Source organism: Kamptonema sp. PCC 6506, from assembly GCF_000180455.1.
Taxonomy (GTDB): Bacteria; Cyanobacteriota; Cyanobacteriia; order Cyanobacteriales; family Microcoleaceae; genus Kamptonema; species Kamptonema formosum.
Window position 1 is genome coordinate 1 of the sequence record NZ_CACA01000263.1, and the last position, 14,256, is coordinate 14,256.

The 14,256-nt window shown below is 45.4% G+C and carries 11 protein-coding genes and 1 CRISPR repeat array; of the genes, 5 read left to right on the forward strand and 6 right to left on the reverse strand.

What is annotated here, in order from left to right:
- Nucleotides 1–68: 68 nt before the first annotated feature.
- A CRISPR array of direct repeats spans nucleotides 69–1,269; the repeat unit is 36 nt; unit sequence GTGATTAAACCTTTGATGCCGTAAGGCGTTGAGCAC.
- A 220-nt stretch (nucleotides 1,270–1,489) separates the two neighbouring features.
- Both OSCI_RS13345 and OSCI_RS13350 read left to right on the forward strand, forming a co-directional pair.
- Nucleotides 1,490–2,704, forward strand: a complete 1,215-nt coding sequence (locus tag OSCI_RS13345; RefSeq protein WP_007355502.1) for a glutathione S-transferase family protein — start codon at nucleotides 1,490–1,492, stop codon at nucleotides 2,702–2,704.
- A 331-nt stretch (nucleotides 2,705–3,035) separates the two neighbouring features.
- Nucleotides 3,036–4,013, forward strand: coding sequence for a YegS/Rv2252/BmrU family lipid kinase (locus OSCI_RS13350; protein ID WP_007355503.1), 978 nt, complete (start codon nucleotides 3,036–3,038; stop codon nucleotides 4,011–4,013).
- Between the two features lie 172 nt (nucleotides 4,014–4,185).
- Here OSCI_RS13350 and OSCI_RS13355 read toward each other — a convergent pair whose 3' ends face one another.
- From OSCI_RS13355 to OSCI_RS31975, 4 genes are all read right to left on the reverse strand, one after another.
- Nucleotides 4,186–5,988 carry a ribonuclease J gene (locus OSCI_RS13355; protein ID WP_026103728.1) on the reverse strand — a complete coding sequence of 601 codons (1,803 nt, stop codon included), beginning with the start codon at nucleotides 5,986–5,988 and terminating at the stop codon, nucleotides 4,186–4,188.
- Nucleotides 5,989–6,219: 231 nt separating this feature from the next.
- Entirely contained in the window at nucleotides 6,220–7,113 is an 894-nt protein-coding gene (gene dapA, locus OSCI_RS13360) for a 4-hydroxy-tetrahydrodipicolinate synthase (RefSeq protein WP_007355505.1), read from the reverse strand.
- 110 nt (nucleotides 7,114–7,223) lie between these two features.
- Nucleotides 7,224–8,234 (reverse strand): aspartate-semialdehyde dehydrogenase, encoded by a 1,011-nt coding sequence (locus tag OSCI_RS13365; protein WP_007355506.1) that lies wholly within the window; start codon nucleotides 8,232–8,234, stop codon nucleotides 7,224–7,226.
- Nucleotides 8,235–8,383: 149 nt separating this feature from the next.
- Nucleotides 8,384–8,515, reverse strand: a complete 132-nt coding sequence (locus OSCI_RS31975) for a hypothetical protein (protein ID WP_267879542.1) — start codon at nucleotides 8,513–8,515, stop codon at nucleotides 8,384–8,386.
- Between the two features lie 159 nt (nucleotides 8,516–8,674).
- Here OSCI_RS31975 and tig point away from each other — a divergent pair, with 159 nt between their 5' ends.
- Nucleotides 8,675–10,102, forward strand: a complete 1,428-nt coding sequence (gene tig, locus OSCI_RS13370) for a trigger factor (RefSeq protein ID WP_007355507.1) — start codon at nucleotides 8,675–8,677, stop codon at nucleotides 10,100–10,102.
- A gap of 346 nt (nucleotides 10,103–10,448) precedes the next feature.
- Here the strand turns inward: tig and OSCI_RS13375 are convergent, their stop codons facing one another.
- Nucleotides 10,449–11,471 carry a tetratricopeptide repeat protein gene (locus OSCI_RS13375; RefSeq protein WP_007355508.1) on the reverse strand — a complete coding sequence of 341 codons (1,023 nt, stop codon included), beginning with the start codon at nucleotides 11,469–11,471 and terminating at the stop codon, nucleotides 10,449–10,451.
- Nucleotides 11,472–11,684: 213 nt separating this feature from the next.
- On the opposite strand from OSCI_RS13375, the gene deoC reads away from it, so the two are divergent.
- Entirely contained in the window at nucleotides 11,685–12,368 is a 684-nt protein-coding gene (deoC, locus tag OSCI_RS13380) for a deoxyribose-phosphate aldolase (protein ID WP_007355509.1), read from the forward strand.
- On the opposite strand, the gene OSCI_RS13385 is transcribed toward deoC, so the two are convergent.
- Complete coding sequence (locus OSCI_RS13385; RefSeq protein ID WP_007355510.1) at nucleotides 12,365–12,790, reverse strand: hypothetical protein; 426 nt, start codon at nucleotides 12,788–12,790, stop codon at nucleotides 12,365–12,367. The genes deoC and OSCI_RS13385 overlap by 4 nt on opposite strands.
- Before the next feature lie 299 nt (nucleotides 12,791–13,089).
- On the opposite strand from OSCI_RS13385, the gene recO reads away from it, so the two are divergent.
- On the forward strand, nucleotides 13,090–14,010 hold the full coding sequence (recO, locus tag OSCI_RS13390) for a DNA repair protein RecO (protein ID WP_007355512.1): 921 nt from the start codon (nucleotides 13,090–13,092) through the stop codon (nucleotides 14,008–14,010).
- The last annotated feature ends 246 nt before the right edge of the window (nucleotides 14,011–14,256 follow it).

Below are 14,256 nucleotides of genomic sequence, written 5' to 3' on the forward strand. Positions count from 1 at the left end.
GCTATTGAGTGGAGGTGCTTGTAAAATGGGCGAGAGGTGGTTGTCCTGTAAAGGTTTCAGCCGCCGCTGTGATTAAACCTTTGATGCCGTAAGGCGTTGAGCACGTAAAGAGATTCCCTCATTTCGGCAAAAGGGAATTGTGATTAAACCTTTGATGCCGTAAGGCGTTGAGCACGCATAGAAGCGATGGGCAATGCCTTACAAATGGTGTTAGTGATTAAACCTTTGATGCCGTAAGGCGTTGAGCACTCGCTAACAACTGCTTTGACACACCTTGTCACTCTAGTGATTAAACCTTTGATGCCGTAAGGCGTTGAGCACCAGACACTCCATAAGATAATTCGCCCCGAAGACGAATGTGATTAAACCTTTGATGCCGTAAGGCGTTGAGCACATGAATTGCCTAAATGGTATAACTTCGATGCTGACGTGATTAAACCTTTGATGCCGTAAGGCGTTGAGCACAGTTAAATTATTAATGCCGGATTTTGAGACAAAACCGTGATTAAACCTTTGATGCCGTAAGGCGTTGAGCACGAACACCTACGGAAGGATTTGAATTTGAGCTAGAGGTGATTAAACCTTTGATGCCGTAAGGCGTTGAGCACGTAAAACCAGCGAAAAAGGCGGAGGAAAAGCCTCCCAGTGATTAAACCTTTGATGCCGTAAGGCGTTGAGCACTATTTTTCACCCGTTCTTTCTTAGGCCGGCTGCCTGGGCGTGATTAAACCTTTGATGCCGTAAGGCGTTGAGCACTTGGCTTGTTTGTTACCTCCTGTTGTTTTAATTTTCTGGTGATTAAACCTTTGATGCCGTAAGGCGTTGAGCACATATGTTTAGCGCGTGGCCGGCTAACGCAATGGGTTTAGTGATTAAACCTTTGATGCCGTAAGGCGTTGAGCACTACACCTCCTTTGTGTGGTTATGGTTGGTCAATGGTGATTAAACCTTTGATGCCGTAAGGCGTTGAGCACCTAGACCCGATCATTTATTATTGGATGGCAGAGTGTTTAGAGTGATTAAACCTTTGATGCCGTAAGGCGTTGAGCACTCCCACCCATTCTATCAAGTCAGCATCCCTAAGTTTCCGTGATTAAACCTTTGATGCCGTAAGGCGTTGAGCACAGGATAAAGGTGCGCGATCGCTAGGCAAATTCAAATCGTGATTAAACCTTTGATGCCGTAAGGCGTTGAGCACTAAAGAAGCGGCGGCTAGCTAGAATCACGAATAGCGTGATTAAACCTTTGATGCCGTAAGGCGTTGAGCACGAAGGGAATTATCCGAATGAGTTTGATGTTCCTTGATGCCAATAGGTGTTATCTTACATCCAATCCGGGGGTTGTTCGTACTAGAAGTCAAAGACTAAAAACTAGATACTATCGGCCATGTAACCAAATCTGACTGGACGAGCTTTGAGAGCGATCGCGACCAAGAAAAGTTCTATATTAGTCTATATTTTGGGGAACCATCATCAGCACTAATTTACCCATGACATCCACCACAACGATCGCCACCCCCCTAAGCTGGACAGAATTAGAAGCCCTCACAGACTTTCAAATCGATCGCATCAACGGGCCAACTAACGCTCAATCCCGCCTGCGCCTGTTCGGACAAACCGAAGCCGATGTCCGAGTCACCCTCTACCGCGACAACCACGCCTGGTGTCCCTATTGCCAAAAAATCTGGTTGTGGTTGGAAGAAAAACAAATTCCCTATCGTATTGACAAAGTTACCATGTTCTGCTATGGGGAAAAAGAAAGTTGGTACAAGCGCAAAGTGCCGTCGGGAATGCTACCCGCGATCGAACTAGACGGCCGCATCATCACCGAAAGCGACGACATCTTAATCGCCCTCGAAAGAATCTATGGCCCCTTGGGTTTGGGCATGGAAAACCCCGCAGTCATTTCCCTGCGGCGGTTAGAGCGACTGCTGTTTAGAGCTTGGTGCTCTTGGCTGTGCTACCCCGCCAGTTCAGCTAGAGTAGAACAGCACAACCGCAACCAATTTATTAATATCGTCGCCCAAGTGGAAGCAGCCCTGGCTAGCACTCCTGGGCCTTATTTTCTGGAAGAATTTGGGACTGCCGATGTCATCTTTACGCCCTACGTCGAACGCATGAATGCCAGTCTTTACTACTACAAAGGCTACTCCATGCGCGAAGAAAACCCCCGCTTTGCTGACTGGTTTGCAGCGATGGAAAGCCGCCCCACCTATCGCGGCACTCAAAGCGACTTCCACACCCACGTCCACGATTTACCCCCTCAAATGGGCGGCTGTTATGAAAACGGCGAACCGCAAATGTTGCTCAACAAAGCCCGCGTCGATAATGGGCCTTGGGCTGGACTCCCGGATGCGATGTACCCAGAACAGGAAACCGCCCGCGCTGAAGCACTCCATCGCGTCATTAAGCACCGCCGCAACATCATTCGCGTCAACCCTGCTGACGACAATTTATTCGATCAAGCTTTGCGCTGTGCTTTAACCTTGATGATGACAGGCGAAGTTTGTAAGCCGCCGGCTGGTTCAGATGCGGCTTTGCGCTATTTGCGCGATCGCGTGAATGTACCCCGCGATATGTCGATTTACGCCGCCAAGCGATTGCGGGAAGCCTTGGAGGAAACGGCGGCTTTGGTGGGTGATGGTCAAGGTACTCCGATTTTGCTCAAGCATCGGCGAGATCAAGATCCGGCTAATTTTGCATAGGATTCTAGGCCGATGGAATCAGACGGAATCGGCATTGCACAGGCTCTAGTTCGGGCTTGCTGAATAAGTTATGGCTTCAGCTTTACTAGGACTTATAAAATAGTAATAAGTCAGTAATTTCTCAACCAATCAGGACTTACGCACCCAACCAAAGAAACCGGGTTTTTTACGAAAATACTTCATTGTGACTTCTACTTTCTACATAAGAGCCTCCTGCCTCCTGCCTTCTGCCTTCTGCGTGACCCACAGACGATCTCAAAAACCCGGTTTCTAGAGCCATGAGCGGGGGACAGGGGATTTAGTTATTTAATCAACTTAAAATTAAGTAAAAATGAGTGAAAAACGTTCGGCTTGCCTAATCTTTAATCCCGTTGCTGGTAAAAGTGACCCCGATCAAGATTTGGCGAAAATTCGAGAACTTTTAGACCCTGTGATTGACTTAGAAATTTGGATGACTACTCCTGAAATCAGCGCGGCTCAACTTGCCAAGGAAGCTATTTCTAGAGGTGCAGAAACTATTATTGCTTCTGGGGGTGACGGTACTTTATCAGCAGTAGCAGCGGCGGTAGTAGGAAGTAATATCCCTTTAGGAATTATTTCGCGAGGAACTGCGAATGCTTTTGCTAATGCTTTAGAAATTCCTACTACCATAGAATCAGCCTGCGGAGTGATTTTAGGAGGGCTAACAAGGGTGGTGGATGCGGCAATGTGCAATGGTAAAGAACCAATGGTTTTGTTAGCAGGAGTTGGCTTTGAGGCGGAAACTGTAGAACAGGCGGATCGAGAGTCAAAAAATCGCTGGGGAATGTTGGCTTACATTCTGTCGGGAATTAAACAGTTGAACAATATGGAGAGTTTTGAGACGACAATTGAAACTGAAGATAAGATTATTAATGTTACTGCTGCTGCCGTAACGGTTGCCAATGCAGCACCGGCTACTTCTATTTTAGCTCAAGGGCCGGCGGGAATTATTGTTGATGATGGTTTACTCGATATTACAGTGGTAGCACCTGCGAATGCCGCAGGTGCGATCGCAGCTTCTTACCACTTATTACAAACAGCTTTGAGGGGGAGTGCTGTTGAACGAGATGACATTGGTTATTTGCGAGCAAAACAGGTTAAAATTACTACCGATCCGCCTCAAAAAGTTGTCTTAGATGGGGAAATTATTGGTAATACTCCGCTGTCAATTGAGTGCGTGCCAGGAGGATTAACGATTATTGTACCCTTAGCTGAAAATATCCCAGAGACGGAAAAGCTTTCTGGTTTGCCGAATCTGACGATTGAATTAAAGTCTCCAGAGGAATAGTAAATCGAAGGAAGAAGGATTTAGTTATCTAGGAGAGAAGGAAGAATGTTTACACAGTCAGCTTTTTAGCCATCCTTATCTTATGTTTAATTAGGTGGAGCTACTTAATAAACAAAAAATAAACGCAGACAGATCGCTAAATCTATCTGCGTTCATCTCCCCTTAAAACCTGTTAAGAAGCAACTCTCGTAACAGTCCGAGGCCGTCGCCGACCAGTAAGCTTAACTTCCGGTTCTTCCTGAGTAACTTTAGGTTTCTCCGCCGCCCCCACATCTTCTGGATTTTGCATCAAAAATACCAGCAAGGGATTACTCTGAATTTCCCGACGTAGCAGCCTGTGAATCGCTCGTTCTAATTGCGTCTGCACTCCCACCCAGTCAACCTCAACTTTTGACCCGACAGGTTTAGCAAATTCTGACCAGCGATCGCTCAACACAGTTTCAATCGTCTGCGTAATCAACCGTTGTAACAGCGATCGCTCCACATTTGTGACTACACCCTTCAAATGAATTTCAGGCTTAACGATCAATTTGCCTTCCCAACCTAAAGCAGCCGCCACTGTTACAATGCCATCTTCAGCCAATTGCTGACGTTCCTTAAGCACGTTTTCCTTAACGACCCCCGCACGGGAACCATCGACTAACTCAATCCCTGACGCTACTTTACCGCCAACGGAGATGGAATTTTGATTCAACTCCACGACATCGCCATTGTCGATAATCACCATATTTTCTGCCGGGATACCCATACTCTGGGCCGTCTTCGAGTGCTGGATCAGCATCCGGTGCTCGCCATGAACCGGCAAAAAGAACTTGGGTTTTGTCATCGCAATCATCAGCTTTTGGTCTTCCTGACAGCCGTGCCCAGAAACGTGAATGCCTTTATCGCGACCATAAATTACATTTGCACCCAGCATCATCAACCTGTCGATCGTATTCACCACTGCGATCGTATTCCCTGGAATCGGATTAGCTGAGAACACTACTGTATCGCCTTTTTTAATCCTAATCTCTTGATGTTCGCAGTTAGAAATCCGCGTCATTGCCGACATCGGTTCTCCCTGGGAACCCGTAGTTAAAATTATTAACTTTTCATCAGGCATATTACGGACTGCCTTTAAGGGTTGGAAGATGCTATCTTCGCACTTAATGTATCCTAAATTGCGAGCATGGGCAATGACATTTAACATCGAACGCCCCACCACTGCCACATAACGATTATGCTTTTTAGCTAATTCTAAAACTATTTGCAGTCGGTGTACAGATGAAGCAAATGTTGTCACCAAGATCCTACCAGGAGCCTGAGCAAAAACTCTGTCGAGGTTAGGATAAACAGACCTTTCTGAAGGCGTAAATCCAGGTATTTCGGAGTTAGTTGAATCGCTAATTAAGCAGAGGACACCTTTCTCGCCGTACTCTGCCAGCTTTTGGAAGTCGAAAAACTCGCCATCTACTGGGGTGTGGTCGATCTTAAAATCTCCTGTGTGAATTAAAACTCCCACTGGGGTATGAATTGCCACTGTAAAGCTGTCGGCCATTGAGTGGGTGTTGCGAATATATTCAACTAAGAAATGTTTGCCAATTCGCACTATATCGCGAGGTCTAACTGTTCTTAATTCCGTCCGGTTGGAAACTCCCGCTTCTTCCAGTTTGCCAGATAGTAATGCCATCGCTAAGCGAGGGCCGTAAATTACTGGAATTTCAAATTGTTTGAGGTGATAAGGAATGCCGCCGATATGATCTTCGTGACCGTGAGTGACGATCATACCCTTGATTTTTTCCTTATTTTCTCGCAGATAAGTCATGTCTGGGAGAACAATATTTACGCCGTGCATTCCGTCACTGGGAAAAGCTAATCCTGCATCTAGGAGGATAATTTCATCTTCGTACTCGAAAACACAGGTATTCTTGCCGATCTCATGGAGTCCGCCCAGGGGGATAATTTTGAGAGTGGGTTCGCTTGAGTTTTTGGTCATCCGCATCATTGAATCTTTCAACATTGCATCTTTCGTAATCGGTAATCTGGGATTAATCATTGGTAATTAGTAATTGGTAATTGGTCATTGTAGTTGGTCATTGGTCATTTGTAACAGTTAATTATTAATTGTTAACTGTTAGCCATTAGCTATTAGCTATTAGCCATTAGCTATTAACCATTAACTATTTTATTCAGTTGTCTGAAAACTCGTTTTTGCCCCTGTAACTGGCTAAAGCATACCTAGCTTGCTAAGCTCATCTTTTAACTTTTTAACTATCTCCTCTGACGCTTCACACAGCGGCAGTCTGGGGGCTCCAACATTCCAGCCTTGGAGTTCCAAAAGTGCCTTAACAGGAATGGGATTTGTGGTAAGAAAAAGAGCTTTAAACAGGTCGAAAAGTTGCAGATGAATCTGGGTAGCGACTTGGACTTGACCAGCTTCAAAAGCTTGTATCATCTGTTGGAGTTGCTCTCCTACTATGTGGCTTGCCACGCTAACTACGCCGGTAGCCCCAACTGCCAACATCGGCAACGTTAGGGAGTCATCCCCAGAGTAAATCTGAAATTCAGGGGGCGTGATGCGTCGAATTTGACTTGCTTGATCTAAGTTGCCACTGGCTTCTTTGACAGCTACAATATTCGGAATTTCTGCCAACCTAGCGACGGTCTCTGGTAGCAGATTTACACTACTGCGTCCAGGTACATTATACACCATTATAGGCAATTCTGGAACAGAAGAAGCGATCGCTTTAAAGTGTCTATACAAACCTTCCTGCGGCGGCTTGTTATAATAGGGAACTACTTGTAATGATCCATCTAGTCCTAGTTTAGCAGCTTTTTGCGTCGCTGCGATCGCCTCGCTAGTAGAATTCGATCCCGTCCCTGCAATTACCTTCGCTTTTCCGGCTACAGCCTTTTGCACGACTTGAAATAAATTATATTCTTCTTCCCACGTAAGAGCGGGAGATTCCCCTGTGGTTCCGCAGACTACTATTCCATCACTGCCGCGATCGGCTAAATGCACTGCTAACTGTTCTGCTACTGCATAATTCACGCTACCGTCTTCCTTAAACGGTGTAATCATTGCAGTCAGAACCCTTCCAAAATTTACCACACTCTTCATAATTGTTAGTTGTTAGTTGTTAGTTGTTAGTTGTTAATTATTCATCATCTATTGTTCCTTGTTAGCTGTCTATTGTTCCTAGTTCCTTGTTTTACACTAACAACCAACCACTAACCACTAACCACTAACAATTCCGCAATTTGCACAGCGTTCAATGCCGCCCCTTTGCGAATTTGATCGCCGCTAAGCCAGAGTTCCAGAGCACAGGGATGAGAAATATCTTGGCGAATCCTGCCTACTAATACCTCGTCCTTACCACTAGCTTCCACAGGCATCGGGAAATAATTAGCTTCCCAATCTTCTACCAGCTTAATTCCGGGAGACTGACTCAAAATCTGCTTAGCTAATTTCGGACTAAAAGGCTTCGCAAACTCTAGATTAATCGCTTCCGAATGCGCCCGGAGTACGGGAACCCGAATGCAAGTTGCCGTAATTCTAATATCCTGGGTTCCGAAAATTTTGCGGGTTTCGTTTACCATTTTCATTTCTTCCTCACAATATCCTAAATCGTTGATTTTCGTATTGTGGGGAAACAAATTAAAGGCCAAAGGATAGGGGAAAATCTCAGTTTTGGGTGTTTCACCCTGCAAAATCGCCCTAGCTTGGGTCTTCACCTCTTCCATTGCTCTAGCGCCGGCACCACTGGCAGACTGGTAAGTGGCAGCAACTATCCGCTCTACTGGTTGAACTTGGTGCAACGGCCAAACGGCAACGGCCATTAAAATTGTCGTGCAATTGGGATTAGCGATTATACCTTGGTGAGTTGCCGCCGCCTCTGGATTCACCTCTGGCACAACTAGGGGAACAGTTGGTTCCATCCGAAAAGCGCTGGAATTGTCAATGACTACTGCACCAGCATCCACAGCTTTCGGGGCCCAAAGTTTAGAGATAGAGCCTCCCGCTGAAGCGAGGACTAAATCGACATTATCAAAAGAGCGATCGCCTACAGCCTCTACAGGTAACTTTTCGCCAGCAAAGGAGAGAGTTGTACCAGCGGAACGTGCAGAAGCCAACAGCTTCAAGTCAGCAAGGGGAAAGTCTCGGCTTTCCAATAACTCCAGCAACTCTGCGCCGACTGCGCCAGTTGCTCCTAGAATAGCAACTCGATAGGATTGGGGCAAATTAATTTCCTCCGATGGTTTGGGCTTAAAAGGTCGAAATCTGAAATTAAAATAACGATTTTACTCAAGGTAAAGCGATTGAATGTTAGGGGAGTGCAGGATCAGTTACCATAACTTAGTGTAGTTAACCGGAGTTGGAGCAGCGATCGCTAAATGGCTACGTCCAGATTATATCTATCGCTAGTGTAGCAGGCAACGATCTCTCTGCTTTGAGTTGGAGGCGATCGCAAAATCGCACTACTCCATGAGAGCGTATCTAACGAGAGCAGTATGGCAGTCATATCGCCAGTGAGAAAGTTGAAAAGTATGAGGAATCAGACTTTTAACCTTCTGCCTTCTGCCTTCATGCCTTCCTGCTCTAGGGCTATTGTCCCCTCCGCACCCACCGCATTTGCGCGAAAATTCTTCAAGCGTATTGTTTTAAGTACCATAAAAAGCCGATGAAAGTAACCCAGGAAAAGCTTCCAGCCAGCCAAATTGGTCTGGAAATCGAAATTACACCCGAAAAGTCAAAACAAGTCTACGAACAGGTAGTACAGCAATTTTCACGCTCCCTCAACATTCCTGGGTTCCGCAGAGGCAAAGTCCCCCGGCATATTTTGTTGCAGCGGTTGGGCCAGACTCGCCTGAAAGCTACAGCTTTGGAAGATTTGATTAATGAATCCCTCCAGAAAGCAATAGAGCAAGAAAATATTGAGGCGATCGGTAATTTTGAACTCCGATCCGAATTTGAGCAGTTGCTCAACCAGTTTGAACCCGGACAGCCGCTGACATTTTTAGCTGCGGTTGATGTAGAGCCGGAAGCTAAACTGGGAGAGTATACTGGTTTGCAGCTAAAAGCAGAAGATGTCAATTACGATGCAGAGCAAGTCAATCGGGTGTTAGAACAGTACCGAGCCGAAAAAGCTACTTTAATTCCCGCAGAAGGTCGAGCGGCTCAGTTGGGAGATATGGCATTATTGGATTTTCAAGGTAGATTTGCCATTGCACCTGAAGGCGAAGAACCCCAAGAAATCCCCGGCGGTAAAGCCGAAGACTTTCAAGTTGAACTACAGGAAAACCAATTTATCCCTGGCTTCATCGCTGGAATTATTGGCATGAACCCTGGAGAAACCAAAGAAATAGCCGTAGATTTCCCCGCAGAGTACGGCAATCAAGAGTTAGCTGGCCAGTCGGCGGTATTTACCATTACCCTCAAAGAGCTCAAAGAAAAAGAGTTGCCAGAGTTAGACGATGACTTCGCTCAAGAAATCAGCGAGTTTGAAACCCTAGCAGAATTGCGCGAATCTTTGGAAAAACGCTTTCAAGAAGAGCACCAGAGCAAAATTACTGCCAATAAGGAAGGAGCTCTGCTCAAAGCTTTGGAAGAGACAGTAGAAGTGGAAATCCCAGAAACAATGATTAGCCGCGAAGTTGAGTATTTGATGACTCAGCAGGCAATGCAATTAAGCAATTACGGGATTGACATCACGCAGTTCTTTACTAAGGAAAATATACCAGGGATTCGGGAGCGATCGCGCCCCCAAGCGATCGAGCGGATCAAACAGTCTCTCGCTTTAGTACAAGTTGCCAAACAGGAATCCATCTCCGTTGAGGAAGCAGAAATTCTCAAAGAAGAGAGAAAAGTAATGTCTCAACTTAAGGATAAAGATGTAGATCCAGACCGATTGCGGGAAGTCGTCGAAGCTGATTTGCTTAAAACCAAAACTCTCAAATGGTTGGAAGAACACAGCACAATTGAACTCGTTCCTGAAGGCAGTTTAACTCCTATTGAGGATGAGGATGAGGATGAGGAAGATGATGTGGAAACAAGCGCTAGTGATGCCACTGTGAGTGTGGAAGCTGAATCTGTAGTTGAGGAAGGTTAATTAGGGTTTGCTGAATAATCGATCGCAAACCAATAACAGGAGCGATCGATATATTCAAGCTTAGTTAAATAAGTAGCTCCATCTAATTAAACCGAAACGGCAAGGGCAGCATACTGTCCTCGCCCAGCCCTAGTTTCCAGACCAGATGCGATCGCTTCAGCTAAATCGGACTCATAGGCAAAAATAGCATAAGACTTTTACCAAAAATCTTGATTTAAGCCATTCTGTTAGAAAATAAATGCTCAAATCCTTGCTCGATCTACAGTTGAAAATTTGGCGCTAATTTTTATTTTTCCAGAGTGAAAAAAGATGGATAAAATTCGAGCAATTATTCAGCAAGCCCTATTTAACCTTCCAGCAGCGAATCAAACCGTTCTTCAGCGCTGATAGCCTGAAAATCCAACTCACTTAAAGCTAACTGTCGATAAACATCAGGAGCAAATTTTATAGCTTGTTCCAAATTGTCAATTGCCAATTCCGAATAGCCAAGCCGCGCATAACAACAAGCTTTGTTGTAAAAAGCATCCGCAAAAGTGCTATGAATTTCTAGAGCTTTGCTGTAGCAATCTATTGCGTCCCAATAATAACCGTTTTCTGCTAAGTTTACAGCTCGGTTGTACCAACTCAAATAATCATTCTCTAGCAAATCAACTTCTGTTTTTGCAGCGTTATTCCTTTGAGCTAAGCCGCCTAATTTTCCCCAAGCGAGTCCCCGTTCGTACCAAGCCTCGTCATAGTTAGGCTGAAGATCCAAGGCTCGATTAAAATTAATAATTGCCTTGTGATAATAACCTAGTCCCTTGAGTGCAAGACCTCGGTTATACCAAGCTCTAGCATCATCGGGTTTGAATTCGATCGCTCTCTCAAAACTGTTGAGCGCCTGTTCGTAGCAGTTGAGGTGCAATAGCGCTTTACCTTGGTTGTACCACGCCCAACTAGCGTCTGGTTGCAATTCTAGAGAGCGCTTAAAGCAGGCGATCGCTTTGTCACAGCGCCCTAAATGAATCAGCGTTAGCCCCCGATTATGCCAAATATTCGCGGCGTAGGGATTGAATTCTAGCGCTCTGTCAAAGCTGTTTAGAGCTTCTTCATGGCGACCTAAATTGCCCAAGGCGATCGCGCGGTTGTGCCAGCCAAAACTCGCGTTCGGTCGAAATCCCAGTGCCCGATCGAAACTGGTTAGTGCTTCCTGATGTCGCTCCAAATTCCCTAGCGCCATACCCCGCCCGAACCAACATTTGTAGTCGTCTGGCTGTAAATTGAGAGCTCTGTCAAAGCTGCTAAGGGCTTCATCGTTGTTGTTCGCTTCCAGGTGACGCGATCCGAGATGGTAAAACCACGCTGCTTCCATGTTGTGAATTAGGTTCATAACTTTAACATCTATCTTAAGGATGATTCTATCTCCAAATATCTATAAAATTAAACCGTAATTTCACTGAGAAGGGAAGGATTTTCCAAATTAGTCGCTGTAGCTCAGCATTAAAATTATTTGTAATGCCGCCAGGGCGGCGGTACTGTGAGCGTAAGTCCGATCGAAAATGAACTATGCTAAGGTTGTAAGTCTACGCGCGATCGCCATTTAATGACAGCAATCCAATCAGACATTGACATTGCCCCATTTATCGACCACGCCCTGCTCAATCCGGCTGCTACGCCAGAGCAGTTGACAAAGTGCTGTGAAGAAGCAGATCGATTTCAGTTCGCCACAGTCTGCGTATATCCCTTCTACGTGCGTGAAGCGGCCATTCTTCTACACGGTAAACACCCTAAAGTCTGTAGTGTAATTGCCTTTCCTACCGGAGCAACAACCTCAGCAGCCAAACTCTACGAAGCCCAAGAAGCGGCAGAAAATGGAGCTGCTGAACTCGATGTTGTCATCAATTTAGGTTTATTAAAAGCTGGAAAAACTGACAAATTACACCGCGATATTGCCGAGATTTGCGATGAAACTGGCTTAATTGTCAAGGCAATTTTAGAAACAGCGCTACTTACTGAAGCGGAGAAGCGACTGGCGGCTGAGATTTGTATGGATGCGGGTGTCACCTATCTGAAAACTAATACTGGTTTCTATGGCGGGGCTACAGTTGCAGATGTGAGTCTGCTGGATGAACTTGGGAAAGGGCGCGTGGGTATTAAAGCATCAGGAGGAATTCGTACTTACGAGCAAGCTGTAGATTTAATTGTGGCGGGTGCGACTCGTTTGGGGACTTCTCGCGGGCCTGATTTAATTCGCGATCGTAATAAGCAGTTAACGGTTAATAGTTAAAAAGTATGTTCACTAATTTCTAAAGTCACATCCCCATCACCTCCAATAGTTCCATTTCGGAAGGCGAAAAGAAATATCTTGGGATCGTAGAACGCAAATGCGTCCTTTCCAGATGCAGAAAAAACTTCTATGGCAAATTGAATGGGAATGCCGTTTGAGAAAACCAAAAGTGGATAGTCTGGATATTCGTTAACATCTCTGGCGGTATAAGTGACAGGAGTTAAACCTGTAGCCAAGTCCAAAAATTTAAAGTTAAAAGATAGCAGTCCCGGTCGATCTCCATTTCCACCATTGATGGTCATGAACTCCGAGCCTACTTTGGTCAGATGTGTATCGTCATAGGAAAAGTCACCTATGTAGACACCCGCGAAGTCACCACGACTTACGTTGACTTTGATTGTGCCCGTGATTGTAGCTGCCATAGCTGGAGATATTCCTAATGTGGATATCAAATATGTCCCAAGGATAGAGGGCAGTAATTTTAAGTTGTTAAATAATTATAGGACTTAGGCAAAGAAACCGGGTTTCTCAGAAAAATCTAAGATTCTCAAAGAGATATCTACCAAGAAACCCGGTTTCTCGCCTCAACGTGCGATCGCAGCTCTTCACACCCTACAATGAATTAAAAGAGCAACCAACAACTAACAACCAACAACTAACAACCAACAACTAACAACCAACAACTAACAACTAACAACTAACAATTAACAATTAACAATTAATGAATCGAACTTACAAAGCAACTGGAATTAACCTCAAAAGTATGCCTATGGGCGAGCATGACCGATTGCTAACGATATTGACGCGGGAATTTGGCTTAATTCGAGCCGTAGCGCCTGGAGTTCGCAAACAGCGATCGCACTTAGGCGGGAGAAGCGAATTATTTGTAGTTAACGAATTACTACTTGCCAAAGGGCGATCGCTCGATAAAATTACCCAAGCAGAAACAATAGAATCATACTCAGGACTGAGCAGAGACTTAGGAAAACTAGCATCAGGTCAATATCTCGCAGAATTGGTACTAACTCAAGCCCTTTCCGAGCAACCCCAAGAAGAATTGTTTAGTCTGCTCAACGAACACCTCAGCCGCCTAGAGCGTTTACCCCGCAAAACTGACAGCAAAACAGTTGTCGCTCATCTAGCGCACGGCATTTTTCATCTACTAGCATTAGGAGGAATAGCCCCCCAAGTGCAAGTCTGCGGAATCACCCAGCGCCCCCTGAACCCCAATTTTACCGATCCAGACTGGCAAGTGGGATTTAGTATCTCCGATGGAGGAACCATTAGTTTATCTGAATTAGCTAGTTTAGAAATAAAGCAACAAGGGAATGAGAGTATAGAAAAAGAATTATCAGAAAACTCCCCCCGCGTTCTGCCAATACCAGAGCGCTTACGAGCCCGCTATCTGCAAACTACCCAAGGGCGATCGCGCCGACAAAGTACCAAAATCAACGCAGCGGAATTAGCCATTCTCCAGCAGCTAGCTTTGCCTGAGCTTCCTGAATCTAGCTATTTCTCCGATTCTGGCAACTGGGCCGCCGTCGAACGCCTGTTGCGCCAATACGCCCAATATCACTTAGGTTGCTCCATCCTCTCTGCGGCATTGATCGATACTTACGTAGAAACCGAAAATTACGTTTGAAGATGCTAGCGACGTAAGACAATTAAAAATATTAGGACTTACGCACTCTTAACTTAAAACCGCGATCGCCCGTCATCGGAGTCAACTTAAGCCAAAAGGGGCCAGGGGTTAAAACCTCTGCCTAATAGCTTAAGTCCTCTGAAGAGGACTAATTAAATTTAAAAGTCTTCTTATGAGTCCTCTTCAGAGGACTTGACTTGTGAGACAGGGGTTTTAACCCCTGACGGACACACTAACTGACTGACA